This is a genomic window from Rhodopirellula europaea 6C (assembly GCF_000338295.1).
Classification (GTDB): domain Bacteria; phylum Planctomycetota; class Planctomycetia; order Pirellulales; family Pirellulaceae; genus Rhodopirellula; species Rhodopirellula europaea.
In genome coordinates, this window is the sequence record NZ_ANMO01000102.1 from 1 (window position 1) to 26,891 (window position 26,891).

General features: G+C 55.1%; 18 protein-coding genes. 9 read left to right on the forward strand and 9 right to left on the reverse strand.

What is annotated here, in order from left to right; translation table 11 throughout:
- On the reverse strand, positions 1–3,136 hold a 3,136-nt coding region (locus RE6C_RS09730; protein WP_039961718.1), incomplete at its 3' end, for a [protein-PII] uridylyltransferase family protein.
- A gap of 252 nt (positions 3,137–3,388) precedes the next feature.
- Here RE6C_RS09730 and RE6C_RS09735 point away from each other — a divergent pair.
- Positions 3,389–5,077: an RNA polymerase sigma factor RpoD/SigA gene (locus RE6C_RS09735; protein WP_039961719.1), complete on the forward strand. Its 1,689-nt coding sequence runs from the start codon at positions 3,389–3,391 to the stop codon at positions 5,075–5,077.
- A gap of 54 nt (positions 5,078–5,131) precedes the next feature.
- On the opposite strand, the gene RE6C_RS09740 is transcribed toward RE6C_RS09735, so the two are convergent.
- Together RE6C_RS09740 and RE6C_RS09745 are read right to left on the reverse strand one after the other, a co-directional pair.
- Positions 5,132–6,346, reverse strand: coding sequence for a chorismate synthase (locus tag RE6C_RS09740; protein WP_039961720.1), 1,215 nt, complete (start codon positions 6,344–6,346; stop codon positions 5,132–5,134).
- A complete protein-coding gene (locus RE6C_RS09745) occupies positions 6,334–7,608 on the reverse strand; it encodes an LL-diaminopimelate aminotransferase (protein ID WP_039961721.1) in 1,275 nt (424 codons plus the stop codon). The genes RE6C_RS09740 and RE6C_RS09745 overlap by 13 nt, the downstream gene beginning before the upstream one ends.
- Before the next feature lie 286 nt (positions 7,609–7,894).
- Here RE6C_RS09745 and RE6C_RS09755 point away from each other — a divergent pair, with 286 nt between their 5' ends.
- The 4 genes from RE6C_RS09755 (at position 7,895) to RE6C_RS09770 (ending at position 11,902) form a co-directional block, all read left to right on the forward strand.
- Positions 7,895–8,740: a sensor histidine kinase gene (locus RE6C_RS09755; RefSeq protein ID WP_008656119.1), complete on the forward strand. Its 846-nt coding sequence runs from the start codon at positions 7,895–7,897 to the stop codon at positions 8,738–8,740.
- A 292-nt stretch (positions 8,741–9,032) separates the two neighbouring features.
- A complete protein-coding gene (locus RE6C_RS09760; protein WP_008656120.1) occupies positions 9,033–10,133 on the forward strand; it encodes a redoxin domain-containing protein in 1,101 nt (366 codons plus the stop codon).
- Positions 10,134–10,419: 286 nt separating this feature from the next.
- Positions 10,420–11,370 (forward strand): thiamine-phosphate kinase, encoded by a 951-nt coding sequence (locus RE6C_RS09765; protein ID WP_008656122.1) that lies wholly within the window; start codon positions 10,420–10,422, stop codon positions 11,368–11,370.
- Positions 11,371–11,389: 19 nt separating this feature from the next.
- A complete protein-coding gene (locus RE6C_RS09770; RefSeq protein WP_008656123.1) occupies positions 11,390–11,902 on the forward strand; it encodes a glycine cleavage system protein H in 513 nt (170 codons plus the stop codon).
- Positions 11,903–11,986: 84 nt separating this feature from the next.
- Here the strand turns inward: RE6C_RS09770 and RE6C_RS09775 are convergent, their stop codons facing one another.
- The 3 genes from RE6C_RS09775 to RE6C_RS09785 are packed head-to-tail and all read right to left on the reverse strand — an operon-like array spanning position 11,987 to position 16,148.
- Positions 11,987–14,185 carry a sialate O-acetylesterase gene (locus tag RE6C_RS09775; RefSeq protein WP_008656125.1) on the reverse strand — a complete coding sequence of 733 codons (2,199 nt, stop codon included), beginning with the start codon at positions 14,183–14,185 and terminating at the stop codon, positions 11,987–11,989.
- 41 nt (positions 14,186–14,226) lie between these two features.
- Entirely contained in the window at positions 14,227–15,087 is an 861-nt protein-coding gene (locus tag RE6C_RS09780; RefSeq protein ID WP_008656127.1) for an SDR family NAD(P)-dependent oxidoreductase, read from the reverse strand.
- The gene (locus RE6C_RS09785; protein WP_236618074.1) at positions 15,084–16,148 is read right to left on the reverse strand and encodes a DUF6807 domain-containing protein; all 1,065 of its coding nucleotides are present in this window, start codon (positions 16,146–16,148) and stop codon (positions 15,084–15,086) included. The genes RE6C_RS09780 and RE6C_RS09785 overlap by 4 nt, the downstream gene beginning before the upstream one ends.
- A 237-nt stretch (positions 16,149–16,385) precedes the next feature.
- Here RE6C_RS09785 and RE6C_RS09790 point away from each other — a divergent pair, with 237 nt between their 5' ends.
- The 4 genes from RE6C_RS09790 (at position 16,386) to RE6C_RS09805 (ending at position 22,296) form a co-directional block, all read left to right on the forward strand.
- Positions 16,386–18,383 (forward strand): DUF1549 and DUF1553 domain-containing protein, encoded by a 1,998-nt coding sequence (locus RE6C_RS09790; protein WP_039961730.1) that lies wholly within the window; start codon positions 16,386–16,388, stop codon positions 18,381–18,383.
- Between the two features lie 86 nt (positions 18,384–18,469).
- On the forward strand, positions 18,470–19,777 hold the full coding sequence (locus tag RE6C_RS09795; protein WP_008656135.1) for a DUF1501 domain-containing protein: 1,308 nt from the start codon (positions 18,470–18,472) through the stop codon (positions 19,775–19,777).
- A 12-nt stretch (positions 19,778–19,789) separates the two neighbouring features.
- Positions 19,790–20,839 carry a DMT family transporter gene (locus RE6C_RS09800; RefSeq protein WP_008656137.1) on the forward strand — a complete coding sequence of 350 codons (1,050 nt, stop codon included), beginning with the start codon at positions 19,790–19,792 and terminating at the stop codon, positions 20,837–20,839.
- A 647-nt stretch (positions 20,840–21,486) separates the two neighbouring features.
- A complete protein-coding gene (locus RE6C_RS09805; RefSeq protein WP_236618076.1) occupies positions 21,487–22,296 on the forward strand; it encodes a hypothetical protein in 810 nt (269 codons plus the stop codon).
- Here RE6C_RS09805 and RE6C_RS31555 read toward each other — a convergent pair.
- The 3 genes from RE6C_RS31555 to RE6C_RS09820 all read right to left on the reverse strand — a co-directional run bounded on the left by RE6C_RS31555 (position 22,282) and on the right by RE6C_RS09820 (position 26,851).
- Complete coding sequence (locus tag RE6C_RS31555; RefSeq protein WP_144054722.1) at positions 22,282–22,815, reverse strand: hypothetical protein; 534 nt, start codon at positions 22,813–22,815, stop codon at positions 22,282–22,284. The two genes, RE6C_RS09805 and RE6C_RS31555, sit on opposite strands and share 15 nt — an antisense overlap.
- A gap of 846 nt (positions 22,816–23,661) precedes the next feature.
- Positions 23,662–25,095, reverse strand: coding sequence for a sulfatase family protein (locus RE6C_RS09815; protein WP_039961725.1), 1,434 nt, complete (start codon positions 25,093–25,095; stop codon positions 23,662–23,664).
- 82 nt (positions 25,096–25,177) lie between these two features.
- The gene (locus RE6C_RS09820) at positions 25,178–26,851 is read right to left on the reverse strand and encodes a sigma-70 family RNA polymerase sigma factor (protein ID WP_007331910.1); all 1,674 of its coding nucleotides are present in this window, start codon (positions 26,849–26,851) and stop codon (positions 25,178–25,180) included.
- Between the last annotated feature and the right edge of the window lie 40 nt (positions 26,852–26,891).

A 26,891-nucleotide genomic window follows, 5' to 3' on the forward strand; every position in this document is an offset into this window, starting at 1 on the left:
CGATCAGTTCGATGTCGACCAATCCACCGGCACCGCGTTTCAGGTTGTTTGGTCCGGCGGTCGATTCGCTGTTCTCACGCCACTCACGAAGTTCGCCATTCATGCTGTCTCGCCAACTGACGCTTCGTGTCACGCGGCGAAGCATACGTTCAACCGATTCACGCGCGTCGCGAGAACCTGAGATCGGACGGGCTTTGCACAAGGCAACCGATTGCCAAAGCGACGCCGTTCTTTGACGAAACGGTTTGAGGAATTGGTCGCGTGACATCGCCAAGACAGATTCGTCCGCTCCCCCAGCGAAAGGCAAGTCCATTTCATACAAACGTCCTTCGTTGGATTGATCCATTCGACGAAGGATATTGCCGGCGAGTTGATTGAAGAATTGACGATTGGAAAGCGTGGATCGAGGACCACCAACACGGCGTTGGGTCTCGCCTTCGGCTGTGTACACGAACGTGACATCGAGGTCGCTGTGGTAATTCATCTCGCCACCCGCGAAACGACCCAATGCCACGGTAACCAGCTCTGATGGTTCTCCGTTTGAGGCGAGTGGATCACCGTATCGTCGTGCGAGGAGTTCGTGTTCCTGATCAACCACTCGTCTCAAGCAAGCTTCTGCGATGTCAGTCAATGACCGGCTGATCGCCTCAATCGATTCTTTGCCAAGCAAATCGCGAACACCGATCCTCAGGTGAGCACTCGCTTTAACGTGTCGCAAAACCTCGACAATCTCATCAACTCCATCGCACAATCGAATCGTCTGAGCGTCTAAACGTTCGGTGGTGGGCAAGCGATCCATTACCAAAGAGTCAATCAACTCGTCGATCATTCCTGGGTGATCGATCAAGATGTTCGTCAAATAGGGGGCCAACGAACACATCGAGATCGTGAGACGCAGTGTGGCGTCGTTGGTTCTCAATAGTTCCCACAACGTCGCTTTCGCACCGATCGAATCTGTCATCGCGACCAAACGAGCGAGTGTCGAATCGGGATCGGGTGAGGCCGAGATTTCTTGCAACACGCGTGGAGCGACGGCGGCAAAGAAGTGGCGGCACCGGCGTGGGGACAAGAACGAAACCGTCTCTTGACTGAGCGCGATCACGTTCGAAATTGCTTGCGGAACATTGCTGAACCGATACTGAGCGATCGTATGCTCGAACGCATCGATCTCGGGATCCGGGTCCAAAATTAATTCTGTGATTACCGCTAGGTCGCGATGAACGCCAGTGTCACTTTCGGACCTTTCGTCCTGCCCTTCGCCAGATTCAGGCAACTCGCTCGGTGGCACTTCATCGACCATCAAGTGGTTGATGATTTTCCGGTTCACATCGAATGTTTCCTGCAACATTTTCGCGAATCGTTCGGCGTCGCCTTTGACGTGGATCGCTTTGCCGCTCTCGGCTTTCGTTCGGACGCCTAGACGCCAAGCAAGACTCGCCCGCACGTCGGGATCGTCAGGCAGATGCGAGATGCGATGATCAAACAAAACAGCCAGCAAGTGCTCCAAACGGCAAAGTTTCGCGTGGTTGGTCGACAGAATGGTGGCTTCTTGCGAAGTCAAACATCCGTGACGCGAAAGTTCGGTGATGGCGTGAAGTGTTCCGGTGACTCGAACGTCAGGAAGGTCCCCACCGTGCAGCAGTTGTAGAAATTGGATCGTCAATTCAATGTCGCGGCGACCGCCGGGGACATCGGAAATCGGTGTGCCTTCGGTAGACGTTGTTGCGAGGGCCCGCTTCTCTAGCTTGCGACGCAGGACTCTGATGTCAGCGATCTCGCTGCGGGTCAGCAGGTGATGGTAGACCCATGGTTCTATGCGATTGAGAAACTTTTGGGACAACGCTTCGTTTCCCGCCGCGTGCCTAGCTTTGACGAACGCGAGCCGCTGCCAGGTGCGGCCGTTCCTTTCGTAGTGCGTCGCCGCTTCGTTGATGCCGAAGAAGTCGATGTCCGCCCCAGAGTTGACGCTGGTTTGTCTTCCCAATGAAGGCTGAGGTCGTGTCGATTGAACGCCGAGTCGCTGAGTGTCCGACAACGCCAATTCGTTTTGTGTGGGTTGGTGATCAAACCGCAGGCTGAACGGGATCACTTGACTGCCGTTGGACTGCAGCAATTCCACCAGACTTTGCGCGACCCGCCTGTGAAATTCGACGTGGCTGGAATTTTTGCGGTCAATTTGGTCGCACAGTAGCAAAAGGTCCAGTTGCGATTCGTAGCCGATTTCTTGTCCGCCATAATTGCCCAGAGCGATGACTGAGAATTGAGGCTGACTTCCGTCGATGCGCTGAGGAGCCGGCTTTCTGGCTGAGACGGATGTGATCGCGAACGCCAACGCGGCCTCCATGATCGCGTCGGTGACGAAGCTGATCTGCATCTGAACTTTGTCCGGTGGCAATTCACGGACAAATTCGCCGTACGCAATTCGCAGAATTTCGCGACTGGCGAAACGCCGGATCGCAAAAGCGGCTCGGCGGTTTGTTTGGATCGTCTCCATTTCGCCCGATAGTTCGTCGAGCAAAACGGATCGCTGGGCGGGCGAGCCGTCGCTGGCTCGGATCAGGTCGAAGCTTTCCGGGTCATTGATCAGCAATTTCGCGATGGCGGGACTCGTGCTCAAAACTTGCAGCAACGCCGGCAGCATCATCGGGTCGCGTTCGAACAACGCGAGCAACGCCATCGGGCTGCGAGAAACGCCGATGAACTGACTCAATCGATCGATCGATTCGTCAGGATCGTCGGTTAAGTGCAGGTGCTCAGCCAAACCTGACCACAGGAATTGCAGCAAATCATCAGATACACCGCTGTCGGCGATCGCGGCCAAAGATTTGGCAACACGAAGCGGATCGGCGACATGTTCGGGGCTTAGCGGCGAGTAGTCGGCCCAGTCACTCATCCCATCCATCCAGTCGCATTCGAGGGCTCCACGGAACTTCGCGTCGTCGAGTTGCGTCCAAATGATCGAACCGCATTCGCGATTGAGCTGTTTTGTTTCGACGCGACGAGCGAGTTTAAACGGTGGGTGGGGATCGTTGTAGCGGACGGTGGGGCACCCTGATTCACCGCCGCAACTCAAGGAGGGTTTGCTATTGCTGGTCGGGTGGATCGTCGTCCCCACGGACCAGCTGGGTTGATCCACCATTGGGCCGAAATGATGACAACGAATTGCGAATCTTGCGTGACATCACTCAGACGTGACCTACGTTTTCATATGCGAGGCGGGGGAACGTCGTGCATCAAATAATCACGAAGTTGAGGCGTGTGGTGGTTTTTCATCGAGCGTTGCGGGAACGCAACATCGGTGATGTCTTGAGCCCACACGTCACGTCGCAAGCTTATCCACCCCGCAGGCGGGTAATCCGCCTAAACCTCTATGCGACAACGGTTTGCTATGATTTATGCGTTGCCTCAACAGGCGACTGGCACCGCCGGTGCTTGGTCTCATTCACCCAACCGTGTTGATGTTGTTTCGGGTGTCGAGGAGACCTTGATGGGAAAGAAGCTCAGCCGCCGTAGCTTGCAGGACGACGCCTTTGATGCCGAGGATTCGGTGAATCGCCGATCACGCACGATGGGGCAAGAGTTCTCGGATTCTATTTCCGAGGAAATCGAATTGGGTGCGGCGGGGGATGAAGACGCTGTTTCGCGTCGTGATGAGTTTCCAACCGACCCAACCGAAGATCCCGTGCGGATGTATTTGATGCAAATGGGGCAGATCCCATTGCTGACACGAGATCAAGAAGTGGCCGCTGCCCAGCAGATCGAAGCCACTCGTGAACGATATCGCCATTGCATGATGGCGACGGATTTTATGTTGCAAGCCGCTTTGAAGTTGCTGCAACAAGTCCGTGACAAGCAATTGCGTTTGGACCGCACAATCGAAGTCAGTGTGACCAACGCGGCTGAGAAGAAGGCGATCATGAAACGGATCGTTCCCAACACTCGAACGCTCGACTACTTGCTGCGTCAAAATCGTGGCGACTACATGGTGGCGATCAACTCGTCGTTGCCGATGCGTCGTCGACGTGCCGCTTGGCGGAACCTAGTGATCCGCCGAAACAAAGCGGTTCGTTTGGTTGAAGAAATGAACCTTCGGACCAACAAATTGCAGCCCATCTTTGAAAAGCTGCGTCGCAGTTGCGAACGCATGCAAGAAATCAAAGCCATTCTGGCGGACGCTCACCGTTCGACCATGCCGGGTATGCCATCAGGTGATGAGCTGCGTTCCGAGCTTCGCAGTTTGATGCGATTGACCTACGAAACACCTCGCACGCTGTCTCGCCGAGTCGAACGATGTGATACCTATCGCGATGACTATGACGCGGCCAAGCGTGTTCTGTCCGCCGGGAACCTGCGATTGGTCGTTTCGATCGCCAAAAAATATCGCAACCGCGGTCTGTCGTTCTTGGATCTGATCCAGGAAGGCAACACTGGTTTGATGCGAGCGGTCGACAAGTTCGAACATGCTCGTGGCTACAAGTTCAGTACTTACGCAACATGGTGGATTCGGCAGGCGATCACGCGAGCGATTGCGGATCAAAGTCGTACGATCCGTGTGCCCGTTCACATGATCGACACGATGAACAAGATTCGCCAGATCACTCGTGATTTGGTCCAAGAGCACGGACGCGAACCAACCGCCGAAGAAGTTTCCAAGCGAAGCGGTTTGTCGCTGGATGACACTCGTGTGATCCTGAAGATGAGCCGTCAACCATTGTCGCTGGATCAACCGGTGGGCGATCACGACGACAGCGTCTTCGGCGAATTCCTACAAGATCACCGGGACGATGATCCATTGGTCGAAACCAACCGAGAGGCTCTCAAGCATCAGATCGACTTGGCGATGGAAACGCTGAATTACCGCGAACGGGAGATCCTTCGCTTGCGATACGGTTTGGCTGACGGGTACACGTACACGTTGGAAGAAGTCGGCCGGATTTTCCAGGTCACTCGCGAACGTGTTCGTCAGATCGAAAGCAAGGCTGTTCGCAAGTTGCAACAACCTTATCGAGCCAAGTCACTGGTCAGCTTCTTGGACGGAGCTGAGGTGTCGTTGTTCGAAGGCAGCGAAGCAATCTAATATCGACGGTGCAAGACTCGCTCGGTTTCGACCGAGCGAGCAACGTTTGCCCGTTCAAAAAAGCTTGATCGAGTCACCACAATGTGCGGTGGCTTGATACGCCAACACTGAGTTGAGCAGTTCGATCGCCATGCGTGATTCCAAAGTCACGCCAGCTCGCACGCCGACGCATGGATCGTGCCGGCCCTTTGCCAATTCAAATTCAATTTCGTCCAAGCGTTTGTTGACGGAATCTTGTGGCAGGTTGATGGTCGAGGTGGGTTTGAAACCAACTCGTGCCACCAATGGACTGCCCGTTGTGATGCCGCCGATTAATCCACCGTGCGTGTTGGATTGATAACCTTGGCTGCGAATCGGATCGTTGTTCTCGCTTCCGGTCCTCTCGATGACATTGACTCCCGATCCGATCTCGCAAGATTGGACCGCATTGAGTCCACCGAGCGCTCCCATCAGCCGAACCTTTAGGCTTTGGTAGAGTGGTTGACCGAGCAGGGGCGGGACGCCGACGGCAACCACTTCCACAGCCGCACCTAGAGAATCGCCGCGTTTGCGAGTTTCCTTGATCAGCTCGCCCGCTTCATTTGCAAAGTCGTGATCGATCGATGCGATCTCGGCTTCACCAAGCGAGGTTTCGATTTCGTCAACGTTGTCGATCGTCAGCGTGTCGGCCAAGCTCTTTTTGGATTTCAGCGATCCGACTTGGCAAATGGACGAGACAAACCGCGTTCCAAAACACTCTCGCAGAATGATTCGAGCAACGCTGCCGCCAATCACATCGGTGATCGTGGAACGATAGCTCGATCGTCCGCCGCCGCGAACGTCGACGAAGCCTTTGGATTGATGAAACTTCACCAAGTCGGTGTGCCCGGGACGGACTTCGCCGGTCGGGCCGCTGAACTGGGTGTAGTCGCCTGACTTTTTGCTGGTCGACAAAACGATTGCTGCGATGGGTTCACCGGTCGTGAATCCATCTTCATAGCCTTCTGTTTCGAAGGATTGATCGTCGACATCGACCGTCAGTTTCGATCCGGTCAGCAACGCGTCCGTGTCGTCTTGATACAGACCGCTTAGAAAGACAACTTTGTCCTTCTCGTTTCGGGGCGTGCCATGTTTGTTACCGCCGGGGCGACGTCGATCAAGGAACGGTTGCACATCGCAGCGACTAATCCGGAATCCCGGAGGGGATCCATGAATAATCGTTGTGACCGCGGGGCCGTGACTTTCGCCAGCGCCCGCAACTGCGAAATGGGGACCGCCTAGGATTTCCATTGGAAACCGGCTCCGCTCAACCGGGCAGCCGTTTCGGCCATCAAAGCGTCTTCGGCGGCTTCGTCTTCGGCGATGTAGGTCACGCTGAAACGAAGGAACGAACCGGCGTCATCCCATGGCACGGTGACGATACCGTTTTCTTCGATCAAGAATCGAGTCGCGTCTTCCGCGGCAGCAAAGGTTTCGCCACTCGCCGTACCCGTGGGCGACTTGGTGTAAAGGAAGTACGTGCCGCCTGGCATTTCAGCTTCGAAACCGCAGTCACGCAGGACCTTGACCAACTTTTCCATTCGTCGGCGGTACTTGGTGCGAATGCGTTCGGGAATCGAGTCGTCGTCGAGAGCCGCGGCAGCCGCTTTTTGAGTGGCGATGAACTGACCACTGTCGCTGTTGTCTTTGACGTCCGAGAACGCTTTGACGACCAATGGGTGACCGGCGACGAATCCCATTCGCCATCCGATCATGTCGTAGCCTTTGCTCATCGAGTGAACTTCGACACCGACATCGAGTGCACCGGGAACTTCGAGGAAACTGGTGGGTTTGCCATCAAAAGTCAGCATGATGTGGGCGGCATCGTTGACGACCACGAACTCCTTTTCTTTCGCCAGTGCGATCACGTCTTCAAAGAAAGACTTCGGTGCGGTGCCGCCTGTGGGCGAGTTCGGGTAGTTGAGAATCATCAACTTCGTACGCCGATACACGTCGTCAGGAATCGCGCCCAAGTCTGGCAAGAAATTGTTCTCAGCCAGCAAGGGCAAACGGTACACGTCGCCACCGTAGTAACGAGTGTGTGTGCCGGCGACTGGATAGCCGGGCACGGTCATCATCGTGATGTCGCCTGGGTTGATGAAGCAGGCTGGCAACATCGCGTAGGCGGGCTTGCTGCCGATGCAGTGGTTGATCTGCGTTTCAGGATCCAACTTCACGCCGAATTGACGCTGCATGAAGCGAGCGGCGGCTTCCTTGTACTCGGCGACACCGTTGTCGGCATATCCGCGATTTTCGACTTGGTTGATTTCGCGGCCCATCACTTCGCGAATCGAGGCGTCGGCCATCGAGTCGTTTTCGCCGATTCCGAAATCGAGCAGCTGTCGTTCCGGGTGATCGGCGAGGGCTTTCCGCTTGGCTCGCTTGATCTTTTCGAACTTGTAAATCTCGGTGCTTTTGCCGTAGTTCGCTCCGCCAATTCGTTCGGCAAACAGCGATTGAATGTACGGGTCGGAGTTCTGAGTGGTTTCGGAAGCTGCGGCAGCGGAAGACATTTGCGACCCATCGAGATCGTTCGGGAAATGAAATGAGCGAGCCAAATGTTTTAGCTGCGAATGATGCATTCGTCGAGGTCGCGAGATCCTCGCCTTGGGCCTTCGAATCGTGTCGCATGCTTGATCCACTCGCCCACGCTGCAGATGACGGAATCAGGACGATCGCCCATGAAATCGCCACGCCGGCAATCGGCAGCGACCCGATTCAGCGATACAATTGACGGTTGCTGAGCCCTCCGGAGAGATGGGGCCGAACCGTCGCCCGCCCTTTGTCCCGCGTTCATCCATGTCCGAGCCCGTTTTTTCCAGTCAAGACAATCCCAGCCAGGACAACGCCTATCCCCCGGCCGAGTCGGGTGACGAGGTGAATGTTGGACGATCGGCGGCCTCTCGCAGCAAGCGTTCTCGCGACGAAGCCCGTCATGAAGCGGAGATGCGTGAGGCTCGCGGCCAGTATGAGGAATTGGCTGAACTGGCCGGATCGCTGGCTCACGAGATTAAAAACCCGCTCTCGATCATTCATATGAACATCGACTTGTTGAGCGAAGATCTGATGGAGATTGATTCTCCGTCGAGCCGGCGCTGCCAAAATCGAGTCGACATGGTTCGAAACCAATGCGAGCGCATGGAAGGTTTGCTGCGAGATTTTTTGCGATTCGCCCGTTTGCGTCACATCGATTTGGTTCCTGGCAGTCTGAACGATCAGATCCAGCAAGTCCTCGATGCCTATCAGGCTCAGGCTGATTCTCAGGACGTGGAATTGCAACGGTATTTGGATCCCGACCTGCCATCGATCCGTTTGCACAGTGATGCGTTGCAATCGGCACTGATGAACTTGGTGAAGAACGCTTTGGAAGCGATGCCCGACGGCGGCCAACTTTGGGCACGAACGTACAGCACTCGCGGCGGCGTGAACTTGGATTTGATCGACACCGGAACCGGCGTCGACGATAACACGGTGCTGCACATGTTCGAGCCTTTCTACAGCACAAAAGACGGTGGGTCCGGACTCGGTCTGCCGACCGCTCGAAAAATCATCGAAGCTCACGGGGCACGCATTTCCGTGCAAAGCGAAACCGGCCGCGGGACCAAATTCAGTTTGCAATTCCCGGTGCCAGCCCGATTGGGATGATCCACACCCAAGAATGACTGATGGCGGGGAATGGGTGGAAATGACCATTTCTGACCGGATCAATCGTTGACGATCGCACGGCTCGACTTCACGAAAAGACGTGCGAGAAAAACTCACTGATACCGCCTCCGCACTACCGGTCTGTCACAGCTAGAAGTGAGGGTTGATCGTCGTGAACGCCGCCATGAGTCCCTGGATTTACACCAGTTCAGGACTGGTGGCTTCGTCCACTACCCTAAAAATAAGTCGTGATAGACCACCAACGATTCTGCCTTTTCAAAAGAGATTCCCTATGTCGATTCGAGTTGTTTTGATCTTGTTCGTCGCGGCAATGGGGACGTTGTCGGCATCGTTGATGTCGCCTCCAGCGGTCGCGGCTGAACCGTCTGCCGCACCGGCTCAGCCGTACGTGTTGCAAATGATCCGTGACGATTCCGTTCACGCGGAACTGCAGCTTTCCACCGACCAAGTGGAACAGGTGTACGACGCCATTGGCGAAGTCGATCCTCGATGGTGGGTCAACCGAATCGCTCCACTGGAAAAGCAAGGCAACGAGATTCGCGAGCTGACGGCGATGTTGAAATCACGACTCTCCAGCATCTTGTCCGACGATCAGATGAATCGTTTGGAGCAACTGGAAAAGCAAGCCGCGGGGACTCGGTTCGTGGTTCATCCCGATGCGGTCACGGCTCTGGGGCTGAGCGATCGCCAAGTCGAAAACCTGAAGGAAACCTTTGCCGCAACGGACAAAGAGGTCGCGAAACTGCAGAAGCAGGTTGCAGACAAGGAACTGGAAGCCACCGAGGCGGCCGCAGACGTGGCCGCGATCCAGGCACGTGAACGCCAGAGTTTGGTAGGCGAATTGACTCGGGATCAGCAAGCCAAGATTGGGGCGTTGTTGGGCAAGACGTTTGATTTTTCCAAGGTGAAACGAACCTACCCAAGAGCACCGGAGTTTGTGCTCGACGGTGCTGAGTGGCTTCAAGGGGAACCCGCGACGATGGAAGATCTGCGGGGCAAAGTTGTCGCTGTGTATTTCTACGCGTTTCAGTGCATCAACTGCCAACGGAACTTCCCGCACTACCAAGCCTGGCATGAAGATATGGCCGACAAGGGATTGGTGGTGATCGGGATTCAACGACCCGAAACGTCCGCCGAGCGAAGCCGAGAACGTGTGTTGGCAGCCGTCAAGAAAGATGGTTTCGAATACCCCGTGTTGTTCGATGAAGAATCCGGCAACTGGAACGCTTGGGGAAATACGATGTGGCCGACGACCTACTTGATTGACAAGAAGGGGTTCATTCGCAGATGGTGGCAAGGCGAAATGAACTGGCAGGGCACCCCCGGTGAGCAGCAAATGCGAGAGAGCATCGAGCAATTACTTGCCGAGTAGGCTGTGGGGGATTGTATTGACGGGGCGTTGAGGCGAAGACAATCGCTTGTCGATTCAGCCATTTGGAATGTGTCGGCGTCCGGTAACCGCGGGCTATCGCCGATCGGATGATTGTTTGATCCCCGAACTTATCGCATCGACAGCCTATTCACTTCGGTTTCGGTGGAAGGAACCGTGGCGAACGCCAGCACGGCTGATACGATTGGAATGCAACGAATCGAGGTAAGTCACATTCGGTGTGTCGCTGCCAGCTAATTTACCCCTGACATAGAAGCTGAAACTCAGAATGGAACAGTCCTTTCTCGCCTACCTTCGCGGTCGAACTCGCCAATTGCCTCAGGTCGCGGTCGGCATTGGCGACGATGCGGCTGTGATCGATTGGCCGGGATCCGCCGCGTCCGACCAACCTCAGCTTCGTCAGGTCGCGTGCACGGATCAGATTCTCGACGGGGTCGATTTCCGATCGGAAGATCAGTCGCTGTGCGACATTGGTTTCAAAGCCATGGCGATCAACCTCAGTGATATCGCGGCAATGGGAGCGAAGCCTTCTTCGGCGTTGGTGACCCTGGCGTTGCCCGCCGAAAACGCAACCGAGATTGCCGGCGAAGTCTACGAGGGCATCCTCGAAGCGGCACAAAAGTATCAAGTTGCGATCGCGGGCGGCGACTTGTCGACCTATGACGGCCCTCTGTCGATCAGCATCACCATTCTCGGTTGGACGGAGAAACCATGGTTGCGTACGGGTGCCGAAGAAGGTGACGCTTTGTTCGTCACGGGAGCTTTGGGCGGTAGTTTGCTGGGGCGACATCTTCGACCTGAACCACGCGTTGAGTTGGCCGCAAAGCTCAAAGACAAAGTCAACGTGCATGCTGCGATCGATGTCAGCGACGGATTCAGTTTGGATCTCGACCGGATGCTCGCCGCCAGTCGCATGGGGGCGGAGTTGGAACTTGAAACACTGCCGATCTCAGAAGCCGCACATCAGTTTGCTGAGAAAAGTGGCCGGACTCCGCTTGAGCATGCTTGGAGCGACGGCGAAGACTTCGAACTGATTTTCTGTGTGGCGCCCGAAGAAGCGGCGATCATCGAATCGACCGATTGGGGCGTGCCGGTAACGCGAGTTGGCAGAGTCGTTGGGCGAACTGGGCTATGGAAACGAGTTGCGACCAGCAAGTTTGAACGAGTGTTCCCGCAAGGTTTCGTGCATGGCGAAACCGATGTCGCCGCGACCAATTGATCCAACGAGCGCAATCTAAATGAACGATTCCGATTCGGACCTTGGAAAGCAATTCACGTTCGCAATGGGCGAGTTTGATGCGTCGTTTCCCAAAGGTTATCGCTACGCGAAAAATCACATGTGGGCGACGCCATCGCCGGACCAATCGGCTGCCACCGGCGATGATCAATGTGTGTGGCGGTTTGGTTTGTCGGCTTACGCCGTGCGTCTGCTGCAAGACGTCTACTTCCTGGATTGGATCGTGGACCCCGGGACGCCCTTGTCGGTCCGCAAAACGATCGGATCGATCGAAAGCAAGAAAGCGGAAAGCGATTTGTTTTCGCCCATCGCCGGTGAATTGGTTGCGATCAACAGTGACGCGATGGACGAACCTTCGGTCATCAATGCGTCGCCTTACATCGACGGATGGCTGATCGAAATTCGTGGCAACTCATCCGAAGAAAATCTGTTGTCTTCTGACGTCTACGCCGAGCATCTCAACGAGGCCTGGGAAGTCGCTCAGCGAACGATCAAAGGCCAGGCCAACCACTGAGCCACAAAGCTTGTAGCTCGGTGGTCCCTCACCGAGTTAAAGCTCTGCGACCTCAAACGACGTTCACATTGATGATCTTCGCGATCATTTCACCGGACGAACCAGGACCTGCAGTTTCTTGCTGGCGTACTGAGCCGCGTTGCTGGTGAAGGTCCAATCTTTGTGCTCGCCAGAATGGTTGCCAATTCCCAGATCAGCACCCGAGCCTTTCTTCCAATTGTTGATGGCAAAGACGGTTTGGCGAGCACTCACATTGTGAACTTGCATGCAGCCGTAGCCATCCACTGGCATACCGGGATCATCGCCAAAGTCGAAAGCGGTCCCGGATGCGCCCGGCACTTTGGCGGCATTGCTAGGGCTGTAATTGTTGGGCCAAAATTCAATTCTGCCGTTCTTGATTTCGTTCCCCGACGACACGCTGCTGTCACTGGCGTAGACATTCATTGACTCGACGGTTTGTTGGAACTTTGCCTTTGCGTCGACGGTCGGAATTCCAATTTTCGCAATGTCGTCGGTGAATGCGTCCATGCTGACAAAGACTGACTTGACGTTGCCGCCGGCATCTTCGAGAGACACCAAGTAAGCCACTCGATCGAACTCGGAGATGTCTTCATGTCGGTCGACGTCGTACTGGATCTTTGATCCCAGCTTGCTCAGGTCCAACTCATAAACCAGTTCGTAGTCCGCCGCGTTTGGAATCGTTTGAGCAAACTCGGGCACCTCGCCGGCTCGGAATGCAGAAAGCGGCAGTCCGGTTGCTCCGCGAAGATTGGGTTCGGCAAGTTTGTCCCATCCAAATCGCATCGCGGTTGGTTGCTGGACTTTTGCAGAAGACAAAACGATTTCATCGCCTTCGATCTTGGCATCTGCTTTTTGGAATCCGCCGGAGTTGGGGCCGATGATTTCGAACCAATCAGGCGCCTCACCATCGCTGGTTGTTAGTTTGCCGCCGGTGTGTTTGAACCGAAGACGCAGTTGATTGTCCTCCGTTTGTATCGAGTCCAACACAGGGCTGTGCGCGACCAGATCGGTTTTTCCGTAATCGTGGTGCAGTGCCAAGTCGGCCAAACGCTTGCCAACATCTTGTTTGTTCGGCGGGTGAATGTCATTGACGGTCGCGATGTCGTTGGTGACGACCATGCCCGTGTTTGGAATGGCTAGAGCAGCTGCTTGTGCTTCCCAGAACTTGGCCAAGATCGATCCCGCTTCGTCGCCATATTGATAAGGTGCGATCTGTACGAAGTAGAACGGGAACGGCCCTTGGTTCCACTTGGCTCGCCAACCTTCGATCAGAGCCCGCATTTTCGCGGTGTACAGCATTCCTTCGCGATGATTGGCTTCACCTTGGTACCAAATCGCACCTCGGATCGGCATGTGGATCAACGGATGAATCATGCCGTTGTAAAGCGTTGTCGGTTGGCTGCGGGTTGTGAACGGCGTCAACGAGCTTGGGTATTCAGGGGCAGGCTCGATGAATGAGTCGTTTGCCAATGCTTCTTCGGCTTTCGCGACCCAGTTTTTGGTCGATTGCAGGTGCTTCTGAAGTGCTGATTCAAACGCGTCTGTTCCCGGTGTGCGTTGCGTGACCGATTCGGAGATGTCTTTGAGTTCTTCGACACCTTCGAACCCAACCGGTGGCGTCCATGGTTCGATACGAGTCCCGCCCCAAGATGAGTTGACCAGTCCGATCGGCACGTTCAGCTCTTGGTGCAGTCGCCGAGCCATGAAGTAGCCGGCGGCGGTGAATTGGCCAACGGTTTCGGGGGAGCAGACTTGCCAAGGTGCGGGAACGTCATCCGCGGCAACCGGCGAAGGAACACGCGGTACTTTCATGTGCCGGATCTGCGGGAAGTTTGCCGCTGCGATTTCTTCTGCTGCGTTGACGCTGGACTGGACTCGCCATTCCATGTTGGATTGACCCGAGCACAACCAAACTTCTCCGACCAAAATGTCGGTGAGCTGAATTTCGTTGTTGCCGGTTACCTTGATCGCAACCGGATCGGCGCTGGCGGAGCGGGCGGGAAGCTCCACCATCCAATTCCCCTTGCCGTCAGCGGTCGCGGTCGCTCGATCGTCTCCGATAGAAACTTCGATCTTCTCCGATGGCTCGGCCCAACCCCAAACTCGGATCGGCTTTTCTTGTTGAACGACCATGTGATCGGTGAAGAAGCCTGGCAACTTCACATCGCCGTGGGCGATGAGCGGTTGCAAAATGCTCGCGGAAAGAGCAAGAGCGATGGCCGCAAACAGCGAACTTCTGGGACGCGAACCGAGTTGTGTCATGGTGAAAAACTTTGCTGGGAAGGAGGGGGAGGGAAAGCAGATCAACGTTCTGCGGGGAGGTCGGGTTGTTGCCACGCACTCATGCCGCCATCGACCAGCAGCGTTTGTCCGTGAACGTGCTGGGCGACATCACTGAGTAAAAAGATTGCCGCACCCACGCATGCATCAGGCGACGGGATTTGGCCATTGGGTGTGTGCAATTGCATCCACGATTCGATGGAAGCATCGTGATTGACCACATCGGTGAGTCGGGTGCGAACCAGACCGGGGGCCATTGAGTTGACACGGATTCCATGTGGGGCCAATGACACGCAGAGCGAACGGACCATCGAAGCCACGGCGCCTTTCGAAGTGTCGTAGGCGGTGTGATCGGGTTCGGCTAAGAAGCCATTGATTGAACCGGTGAATAGGACGCGACCGGCGATTTGGTTTTGTACCCAACGTTTCGCGAAGGCTTGCGTCAGAAAGTACCCTGCCCCGACGTTCAAATTCATCGTGGTCTGATAACGCTCGGGAGTCATTTCCAGAAACGGCACGTCGATGAACGTTCCCGCGTTGTTGACCAACGTGTCGACTCCCGGCAACGCCTCGTCAATCTTGGCTAGCAGGTCATCGATCCAGGTTTCGGCGGGCTTGGACAAATCGCAGAGTATCAGCTCGGCGGTCCGGCCGTTTTCGCGGCAAGCGGTTAAAGTGGCTTCGGTCGCGGCGTCTCGTTCCAGACCAATCAAAACCAGGTCCGCGCCGACGCTGCTTAGTCCACGGGCGATCGCACCGCCGACACCTTGCGTGCCGCCAGTGACGACGACGCGGCGTCCGTCCAAACGAAATCCATTTGGATGAAACGCCGCTGCAGCAGATTCCGGTGAAGCGTCACCGGGGGATGCATCTGGCGAATTCAAAGCGACGGTTTGGTTTCTGAGTAATCAGCGAAGTGCTGCTCTGTTTTTTCGCGATCAAAGTCACCGTCGTGCAACACGATGCGGAAATGAAGATCCAAGTGTTCTCCATCGGCAATCTTGACGCCGTCGTATTCCGGTTGGCCAAAGTGATGGCGTCCAAACGGGTTGGCCGCGAACAAACCGTACGTGCGAACGTGCCAGTAGCAGTCGGGTTGCGAGTTATCGGGATGATAAAACATCGTGATGCCCGCTGTTGGCCAATCAGATGGCTCGTCCGAATCGGCTTGTAGAATTGGGCCGCTGTAATCAACCCACGAAGACTTCTTGCCCCATGCGGCTCCGTCTTTCAAGCCTTCCGCGTTCTGTCCGGTGCCGCCGAGTTTCGCATCGACTTTCATCGTGCCTGCCACCCGGGCTCCCAGTGTGCCTTCCTTGGTGTCACCAAATACAACGTCGCCATCGGTTGCCATCAAACGAACGTCCAAGTCGATGACGGTGTCGCCCTGCGATTCGGAAAAACTCCAACGTCGTTGATCACTCAAGACGCGGTTGCCATCGGGGTCGTTCCAATCGTTCTTCGTGGTCAGGGTGACTCCGTTTTCAGTTTCTTCTTTCGAGAGTGATGTCTGTACGACGTAGCCGGTGTGTGGCGTTGGCTTGTCCAACCAGAAGTCGAACTCGTTGACGATCCCATGGGTGAACCAAAGCGAACGATGGTGATGGTGATCGTCTTTTTCGTACTTCCCCTTTTCCTCCATTGGGTAGTCGCGGGTCAGCGGTTGTCCCGATGGCGAATGCAACGGATAGAGCCCGGGCGTGCCGAGGAGGCTGGAGTGGTGACGGGCGATCAATTTTCCACCCCGATAAATCTCAACATCCTGTTGATTCGAATCCTTATCATCAGACGCGACGGTTTTGGCTTCCCACGTGGCAGTGGCGTCGGCGGTTGCTGCTGCAGGTGGGGCGGCGGAAACGGCCTGAGCGATCGACAACGCTGCGACGGCGACGCAGGCATGTTGAGTCAGTGGCCGAAGGAACCGGTGAAAACAGAGTTGATTCATCAAGGTGAGTCCGTTTGGGTTCATAGTCAGTGGGAATGCGTTTGAATGATTGGCGGCAATCGTTGACCGAAGTGATCGCGGTCCCAATGGCATCGGGAGTTTTTCGTGATCGCGGTGCAACCAGTTGCTGCAAGGGTGGGATTGGGAGGGGGGAGCGAAAATCAGCGAGCAAACTGAGCGTCTGATTGGCCGGTTGCTCGCAGGTCGATGGATTATGATAGAGGGGGACGAAGCACGATGCCATCTTTTCTGATTTCTGTTTTTTCCGGAGCGGACACAATGTGTCACCGAGGCGGTTCGAAGTGTTTGATCTGGGGTGTGTTGTTGCTGTTTTGCGTTGGCGGACCCAATGCGGACGCCCAACGAACGAATCAGAGAAACGTCAAGAAGCCAAACGCAAAAACAAAGATTCGGCTCCCTGAAAGCGTTCGCACGAAGAAGCCGGTGGACATGGACGTCGCTCCCGTCCGGCAATCCAGTCGCGATGAGATTCGCTACGCGGCAAACGAACTCGATACCTTCATCGAGCGAGAGTTATTGGCCGAAGGAATCGCCCCTCAAGAATTGGCCAGCGACGAAGTCTTTCTGCGCCGGATTTACCTGGACGTTGCCGGCCGTATTCCAACTCTGCAAGAAGCGGAACAGTTCCTCGCATCGAAATCAAGTGATCGTCGAGAAGAGCTGATCGATCAATTGCTCTCCAGCCCCGACTACGTCAGCCACACGTACAACTGGTGGGCGGACACGCTGCGTCTGGTGGATCGCCCTCAACCCAACTTGGTTGCCGATCCATACAACGGATACGTCAAGGAATCGATCGCCGAGAACAAACCGTACGACCAATGGGTCTACGAGATGCTGACGGCGGACGGCAAAGTTTGGGACAACCCGGCCGTCGGTTTCCAGCTTCGTGACGATGGAATGCCGCTGCCATATATCGACAATACGGTGCGAGTTTTCCTGGGCACACAGATCGGATGCGCTCAGTGTCACGATCACCCGTTTGATGAGTGGTCGCAGTACCAGTTCTATCAGTTGGCTGCGTTCACCGCCGGTACCAGTACCCGCATGCGAAAAGGCGATCCCGGTTATGAAAAGACGAACCCCGCCAACGCCCTCATCAACGAAGGCAAGAAACGATTCGACAAGGGCCGTGTGCCCGGAGAGTTCCAACGTATCGCTCGAGCGAACACTTACATCGTCAGCGAACGACCTCGACGTTTGCGTTTGCCTCATGACTATGCCTATCGCGATGCCAAGCCAAAGGATTTTGTCGAGCCAAAGGTGCTGTGGGGAGAGATCCCATCGTCCGCCGCCAAATCCTCACCCCGTGAGCAATTCGCGGCGTGGGTAACCAGCCCCGAAAATCCTCGGTTCAGCCAAACGATAGTGAACCGCCTGTGGAAGCGTCTGATGGGAGTTGGCTTTGTCGACCCAGTCGATGACTTTCGGGATGAGAATCCATGCGTCAACGAAGCCGCGATGGATTACTTGTGCAAAGAGCTGGTTCGCCGCGGTTTTGATTTGAAAGAGCTGACACGCATTGTGCTGTACAGCCAAACCTACCAACGCAAAGCCGTCGACTATGACATCACCGACGGTGACTTGTACTACTTCCCCGGACCCACCGTTCGTCGGATGACCGCCGAGCAGGTTTGGGACTCGATCTTGACGCTGGCGGTCGACAACCCTTGGCCATTTCAGCGTCCAACGGCAGAAGAAATGAAGCCAGTGATGGACCTGGATTTTTCCAAGGTCGATTTCGCGGAGGTCCAACGACGATCCGCGAAGTTCAAGGAAACTTATTTCGCGTCCGTTTACAAACGGAATCTCAATCAACACGCCTATCAACGCAACGTGTTGTGCCGTGCCAGCGAATTGCCAGCACCATTGCCTGCGGATCACTTTCTGCGTCAGTTCGGACAGGGCGACCGAGAGGTCATCAATGGTTCTCAAGACGAAGCCACCGTGCCGCAAATTTTGGCGATGTTCAACGGTCCAATCACTCACGTGATGCTGGAGCCCGGATCGGCTTTGGTCGACAACGTTTTGGAAAAGAACAACATCAAGAAACGGATCGATGCCATCTTCCTGAGCGTCTTGACGCGCGAGCCATCGACGGAAGATCGCGTCCTCGCCTCTCGCGAATTATCGAGTCAGAACCAGACCGGTGTCGGTTACGGAAACATCATTTGGGCATTGCTCAACACTCGAGAATTCCTGTTCGTCCAGTGACGCGGACTGTCACGAATTGATGTTTCTTTTCAATCCTCATCCCACTCATCACCCGCGTTGCGGTTCAGCCCCCACGAGATCGAATCATGGCCGGAATTGAATTCACCCTGGAAGATCGACGACGATTCATCAAACGATTGGCAAAGCAAACACTCGGCGTGTCGTTCGCCGGTGGCATGCTAGGTGGACCGTGGTGGGATGAGTTGTCGCCTCAAAACCGTGCACATGCGGCATCGGCATCCGCCAAGAAAGCCAAGCACATCATCTATCTGTTCATGGATGGTGCGATGTCACACTTGGATACCTTTGATCCGAAAGAAGGCGTGGAGGAGGCGGGGGAGACGAAACCGATCTCAACGCGAGTGCCCGGCATTCAGTTTGGCGACCGATTTCCAAAGCTGTCGTACCTAGCAGGTGCAATCGCGACGGTTCGGTCCTTGTCGACAGAAACCGGGGCTCACGAACAAGGCCGCTATTTGATGCGGACCGCGTACAAGCAAATCAATTCCATTCAGCATCCCGGTATGGGAGCGTGGATGGTCGATCGACAAGGTCGCGCAAACAGAGAACTGCCGGGCAACTTTTTGATCGGCAGCGGCAACCGGCATCCGGGAGCCGGCTTCTTACCGCCGGCGCTCTCGCCCGTCCCGATTGCGAATGCAAACTCTGGTTTGCAAAACATCAAATTGCCAAAGTATCTGGATGAGAAACTGTTTTACCGACGATTGGCTTTGGCCAACCGATTCGACAAATCGTTTCAGTCACAGCGCACGAACAACGACGTCGAAGCCTACAACCAGCTTTACCTGGAGACTCGCAAGCTGATGGGAAGCGAGCATTTGAAGGTCTTCGATTTGAACGAAGAAGATGCAAAGATCCGCGATGCCTATGGTCGCAATTCGTTTGGCCAAGGTTGCTTGCTCGCACGCCGTTTGGTGGAATCGGGAGCTCGGTTTGTCGAGGTCAATTTCGGTGGATGGGACATGCACCAAGACCTCTATTCTCGTTTGGACGAGAAGGCGACCCAGGTCGATGACGGGATGGGCTTTTTGCTTCGCGACCTTCACTCGAAGGGATTGCTGGATGAAACGCTCGTGGTTTTAACGACCGAGTTTGGGCGAAAGCCCAAGATCAATGCGAATGCGGGTCGGGATCACCATCCCGGAGTGTTCTGCAGCTTGTTGGCAGGTGCCGGAATCAAGGGTGGCCAAGTGTTGGGGGCATCGGATAAGCACGGCAGCTATGTCGATGAATACCCGGTCAGCGTTTCATCGTTCAACAAAACCATCGCTGCGGCGGCCGGATTGCCGTTGGACGAGGAGTTCTTCGCGCCCAACGGACGTCCCTTTAAGATCGGGGGCGACGACGATCCCATCCCCGAACTTCTTGCCTGATGTAAGCTCCCATTGTCAGAAACAGCTCAGTTGGTCTCGCATCGTCGTGCTGTTCTGGCGTTGGTCGTTGTCAACGTTCTCTGGGGATCTTCTTTTCCCTTCATGAAGACGTTGAATCTTCTCGCTGACGAACACTTTGGTGTGGATGAGCACACGGCCTCTGGAGCTTTTCGGGCGGCGGCATCTGCGTGGATGATCGGTTTGCGATTTACATTGGCCTTCGCGATGTTCGCGATCTGTTGCCGGGGCGTGATGAGACGCGTTCGCTGGCCGCACTTCCTCGCCGGAGTCGCGATCGGTTGCTTGTTCGTCATCGGCATGGTTTTGCAAGTAGCCGGGCTATCGACCATTCCCGCATCTCGCAGCGGGTTCCTGACCAGCCTCGCTGTGGTTTGGACGCCCGTACTCGCAACGCTTTTTGAACGACAACGTCCACGAGTAATCGTTTTGCTCGCCGCCGGAGTTTCCTTGTTCGGTGTGGCGATTCTGACTGGATTGCTGCAGTGGGCCGACGGCGGCCTGCGTTTCGCACCCGATGGACTTGGGCAATGGAAAACTGGCGACACGCTGACGCTGCTGGCGGTGCTGTTCTTCAGCGGCCAGATCGTTGCGGTCGATTGGTTTGGAAAACGGTTGGATTCGCTCGCATTCACACCATCCATGTTCGGAACCACCGCCGTGTTGGCGTTGCTGTTCTTCGTGCTGATCCAGCCCAGCATCCCTGAGTTATCGGCAATCGATTCGGCTAGCGCGGGATGGTACGCATTGACGATTCAGCCGAGGTTCTACGTTCTGATCGTGTTGCTTTCGATCTTTCCGTCGTTGGTCGCGTTCTCGCTGATGAATCGATTTCAACCTAGCGTGTCACCGACGCAAGCATCGGTGCTCTACACCCTGGAGCCTCTGATGGCGTCCACCTGGGCCATGTTCGTTCCCGGGCTGCTCAGTGTTTGGTGTGCCGTCCAGTACGCAAACGAAACGTTGACCTTTGAACTCGTGCTCGGCGGAACCATCCTGATCCTCGCCAACCTGCTGGCACTCTGGCCATCAAAGGAAGCGTGATGAATACGCGAGAACTGTCCTAAACGGTTCCGTCACGTGGCCGTCCGAACCGAAGCTTCACAGTCCCGGCAAGGGCTCTGTCACCACTCCCGTAACCAAGAACGCAACTTCAAACCTCTTGCCTTGGGAAACCGATGCTCTTGCATCGGAATGTCTTTTCACTAATAGAGACTCCCCAGAAATTGCTAGCACCGCCCCCGTTGGGGCTTTGCAATCTTGGTGCCGTCACAACCCAGGGCCTTGCCCTGAGCTGGCATAGGGTTGCCCCGTTGGGGCGAAGTCGTGGAACAAAACCTACGCAGCCCAAAGCAGCGTCCAACCCAAAGATTGAGCAACCAGCCTCATCACCACACAACTCATTTTCTAACCTCACATCTTCGAATCGATTCACGGCTGCCCTCACTCCGTGACCACGCGAGATAATGTGACGCGACAGAACCGTGCTGCGCTGACATCCTTCAGCGAGCCGCAAAGGGGGCACCCTGACGCAGGGAATTCGATGGGCATTTTGGCTGCGAGATTGAACGCACCGGCGGACGCGAGTGTTCTTCCGCAGCCCCTTCGGATGTGTAATCTTGGTGCCCCGTCCTCGGGATGACGATCCTGGCGGTCACCGAACCGAACGCACCTTCCCTGCCGAAACCAACATGTCTCACGAATCAGCCGATGCCCAGAGTTCAGCTGCACGTTCCACCGAACCCAATCTCGATTCGACGAAATTTGCCGAGGTGACATCAGGGGTCTATCGTCGCTTTGATGCGGAATCGGTCTGGATGGCGTTGCGTTATGCGGTCGGGCAACGATTGTTCGATGAGAACCCGACGATCATGTTGATGTTCGTGCGAATTGCGGAGATCTATCCGGAGGCTCATGCACGATTGCAGGAGATCCGGTCCCAGGAATCCGGTCCGTTGCGTCAAGCGATTGACTTGATTGTCGATCCCCCCAGCGAGCTTCGTGAAGCGAAGTACCTGCCCGATTCGATTCAGTCGCCCGGTGAGATGGATCTGTGTTGGGCGGAATTTCTAGTGACCGGGAAAACGGAAGTCATCGAGAAGATTGTTGCAGTGCTGGACCGTGACGACCGGACTCGTGAATTCCTCAATGAAACGCTCTCCAGCGACGCGACTGATTTTCAATTGTCCGATGCGGAGCGCACTGAGCTTCAACAATTCGGAATCGGAATCGGAAAGTTGTCGGAAGATGACTGCTGGGAGGTCATGACGCCAGGTGATTGCGATCTGTTTCTATGGCTGGCGATCAAAGACCAAAATGAAACCTGTTCGCGAATTTTGCAAGCCATGGACGAACCACTGAAACTGCACTTGGCGAGCAAGGGAGCCGCGTTATGGTCACTTCAGGCGAATGCTACGCAGCACGGGACAATTCGCTTGCTTTGTGAGCAGGCAAGCAAGCAACCTGGTGGCTTCGGGCGAAAACTTCTAGTCATCGCCTAATATTGATTCGAACTCACGGGGGATCTCACCGCCGTCGCCGGTTGCCCGGAACATCCCCCCATCAATGTTATCTGAAATCACAGCACCCTCCGGAAAGACAATCGAGACGTCGTTGGGATCGACCGTTCCGACCACGTATTCGAGGATGCTGGTTGTAAACACATTGACGGTTGGAGTCCCGTAGCGATTATTCATCGATTTAGAACGCGTCGTGTCATCAACCGTTTCCAAAAGCACTCGACCATCCAAGCTGCTGTCTTCGTAGGAAAAAACGACGGACCTTTCAAGTATCGGCTCAATCGCGCCATCCGCAATGATCTCACGACGGTCTTCCACCAGGCGGAAACCGAGCTTCTCGGAGAATCTTAGGACGCGAGTCCCAATTCTTTCATTGGATGATTCATTGTGTATCGGAAGCGTTAAGGAAGGATGTTCTTTCTCTCCCTTGGAGCTCAGCTGCCAATCGCTTTTCGAACTCAATATTGAGGAAAGAAACGTCTGACCATTCGCGTCTTCCATTCCAAAAAAGTAATATCCAATCCGAAAGAGACGTTCAGACCCATTTCGCCCTTTGTGAATCCGACCATAGGTAGTCGCGGTCGGACCAGCAACTGGGTCATAAACCTTTGACTTGTCATCGCTGCCGTCGTACTCCAAGACCGAATGAAACAGTTGTTCTCCTGCATTCGCGTCTTGACCCTCCGTCGCGATCACCTCCAAACGAAATGAGTCATCCAACACGTGTGCCGTATACGCGTATCGCTTATCGAATTTCAACAAGCTGCCGACCGTCCCCGATTCATCCTCGAAGAACGCATTTGTAGCAGTTGCCTTAACTTGCACGTTCTTCGGAACCGAGCACTGTTGCTTCAACTTCCCAGCAATGAAACTAACCGACCAGCCTAGCGTCGGCGACGACGTACTGGCTGGGGGAACACTTTCGGCTTCATCAGCACCTGCAATAGGAAGAGCGGAAAGACAGATCAGGCAACAAGCCAGCAGGCGTCTATTTGACATTGCAACGGTACTATTTCGAGTTCGAGCAACTGTGATGAGCAGGAACTCGTTACGTGAGTCAAATAAGGGCGGTTCGTTGCCTCGGCTTGCGTCGCCATCGTACTGCCGGAAACAGGTCGCGTTTGCCTGCGAGTTATTTACCCCTGTTAGAGTCGCCGAAAAGTTTCAAAGGGAGGCAATTGACTATTGGCAGAACCGCGGGAGTTGCTTCGTTAGTGGCATCGTCGCCGGGTGCGATTGAGGCGGTTCTTTCTTTGGTGGAACCGCCCCTGAAACGTTTTCGATTCAGAGGCGGTAGGTTGTCTGCTTTGCCGTAAGACGCCAAGCAGCTTTTGGTAATCCGTCTCTTTAGGAGCCGATCAGTTCGCCGGAAAGTTCAAGGTTGTCGCCGAGTTCTTTTTGCAAACTTTGCAGTTGCTCGAAGAGGTGTTTGACGATCGGTTGCATGGCGGGATTGGTGGCCAGGTCGGTTTGCTCGCCGGGATCGTTTTGCATGTCAAACAGTTCTACCGTTTGGGCTTTGGGGAACACGATGAGTTTGTGCTCGGGTGTGCGAATGCTGCGTTGCAGATTCAGGTAGGCGCCGTAGATGGCTGGGTACGGTGTCACGCCTCCGTCCATCAATGGAAGCACGCTGTGGAAGTCAACGTGATCGGGTTTCTCGATCTTTGCTAGTTGCAATGTTGTTGGCATCACGTCTTGCAGGTAGATCGGTTCTTCAATTCGTACGCCCGCTTTAACGCCAGGGCCTTTGACGAGAAACGGCACGCGAACGCTGTGGTCGTACGGGTTCTGCTTTCCGAGAAGACCATGTTGGCCGACTGCGAGGCCATGATCAGCAGTGAAGAAAATCCATGTGTTGTCGGCTTCTCCGGATGCTTCGACCGAATCGAGGATGCGGCCGATCATCGCGTCCATGTGCGTTAGCAACGCGTAGTACTCGCGACGATGAACTCGAACGGCGTATTCGGTTCGTGGAAACGGCGCCAGACGCTCATCCCGAAGTTTGCGTCCACATCCAATTTCTTCCGCATAGGGATGCAGTGGCTGGTAGTTTGCAGGAACCAAGATGTTTTCCGCAGGGTATTTGTCGAGGTATTCCTGCGGAGCCTGGCGGGGGTCATGAGTGGCGTTGAAGGCCAAGTACATGAACGCAGGTTGGTCGTGCTTGGCCGCGTCGGCGAAGAAGTCATCGGAGTGGTTGGCGATGACCTCGCTCCAGTGCGTGCCGCCTTCCCAGAATCCGCCCCACTTGGGATCTGATGGCGACCACGGATCGGGTTGGCCCTCAATCGGCCGGTTGTAGCCTTCCGGGAAATCTTTGGGCATGCCGGGGCGGGTATCTCGAACGACGTCAAATGACTTCTCGGCGTTTGCCCGGCAGTGCCACTTACCAGTCATGTAGGTACGGTAGCCGGCGGACTTCATCATCTCGCCCCACCAGCGTCCTTCCTGACGTTCCTGTTCGGATTGGTTGTAGATTTCCTGTGCTTGCCAAACAAAACGTCCCGAGTTCAGCATCGTGCGGCTGGCTAGGCAAACGGCACCGCTCCAAGAGCCCATGTTGTAGGCGTGATTGAACGACGTGCCTTCGCGAGCGAGGCGATCGAGGTTGGGAGTCTCAACCTCTTCATTGCCAAGTTCCGCGATGGAATCAAAGCAAAGGTCATCTGCGAAAATGAAGATGATGTTGGGGCGTTCGTCCGCGAAAGATTGAGCCGCGGAGAGGTTCAGGAAAAGCGTGCCTAGAGCGAGGCACGCTGCGATCATTGAGCGAGGCATGAGCAAGAAAGCTAGGTGGGAGGTGGGGAAGAAGCCTCCCAGTCTAGCTCAATGAATTTGCTTTGGGGGAACTCGATGGAGTTCAGCTGGCACCGAGTTCGACGTCAATTTTGGCATCTCGTGCTGCGTCGCGAAGTTTGCTCAGTGCACGAGCTTCCAATTGACGAACTCGTTCTTTGGTCACGCCCATTTCTTCGCCGACCTCTTTCAAGGTCAAAGGTTCCACGCCGCGTTGCAGACCAAAGCGAGCGGTGATGATCTTTTGTTCGCGTTCATCCAGGCGATCCAAGATGCGAGCCAACTCACGTTGACGTTGCAGCTGAACGGTCTCTTCCAAGTACGGGTCCAAGCGTTCGTCTTGATGTGCGACGAACATCTCGTCCGGCGTTGCTCGGAAGCGATCGCGATGTTTGAATTCATTCGGAATGGTCCGAGCGAAGTTCTTCATGATCGCCCATGAGGCGTAGGTGCTGAACTTGTTGCCTCGCGAGTAATCGAATTTCTCGACTGCTCGGATCAAGGACATGTTGCCGTCGCTGATCAGCGAGAAGAAATCTTCCGCCGATGCAACGTGGCGTTTCGCGATGGAAACCACCAAGCGCAAGTTCGCTTGCACGATCTTGTTCTTGACCTTGACCGCTTCTTCGTACAGTGATTGGATTTGGTCCATCACTGCCGTATCCATGCGATCGGCGTCTGTCAATGATTGACGCAGTTTGTTCGCACGGTGCTTCAGGTAGTTCATTTTGCGGAAGAGGTGACCCTCTTGTTCCCGCGTCAACAGCGGCACGTCGTACAACGCAGCCAAGTAGCTCGGCAATTCCGAAGGGGCTCGCACTTTACGAGCGGTTTCGGAAACGGGCATCTCAGCCAAGTACTCGCTTTCGCGAGACGTGTCTTCGAAGTCTTCGTTGTAGATGTACTCAAGCGGCATCTCGAGCAAATGCTGCATCCGAACTTCGTTCAAAATCCGCTGGATGCTTGTTCGAGTTCGTTTGAACCGTTTGCACAATTGCGGGATGGTCGCACCGTGCAATTGCAATTGGTGAATGACTCGCTTGTCTTCGTCGCTGAGTGTTTCTCGGTGATGAGGGAAAATGGCCAGTTGGCGATTCTTGGCGTCGAAATTCTTCAGCGTGTAGCGAACCGTTTCAGGCGAGCGATGCATGATCGTCGCGATTTGCTGGATCACTTCGGCGAAGGTGGCGCCACCCTCGACCAATTGCCGAGCACGTTCGACCATCTCGGTCTTTTCGTTGTCGGTCAGTTGGCTGAATCGTTCGCCACGACGGACTTTGTCGCGGTTGTTGGCGATGAATCGATCGACGCTGCTGTTGAGAAAGCCAACGCGTTTTCGTTTGCCAAACAAGAATTTGCGACTGACCAAACCGGCGTCACGCCAGCGGCTGATTGTTTTAGTTGAGACGTGGAAATTGCGGCTGAGGTCGGCCACAGTGTGCACGTGTTCGCCGGCTTCGTTGGCGCCGATGTCGGCCGAATCCGACAAGTCTTCGATTAGCAAACGCAGGTCGTGCACCAAATCAGCCGACGCGATTGTTTGTCGCAGCGATGATTCGGGACGGTAGTTGGTGATGCGGAACGTGACGTAATCCATCGAATAATCGCGATCGGGCTGAATTTCCGACAGCAACTTTTCGGCCAACAACGACTGTTCGATCTTCTTCGCTCGGGGGCTAAAGCGAGACAATTGATCGCGAAGTTCTTTGACAGCAATGTTTCGGTAAGACGTATGCATAATCTAGGTTTCCCATGCCAGATTGTCCGTGCCGTTGTCC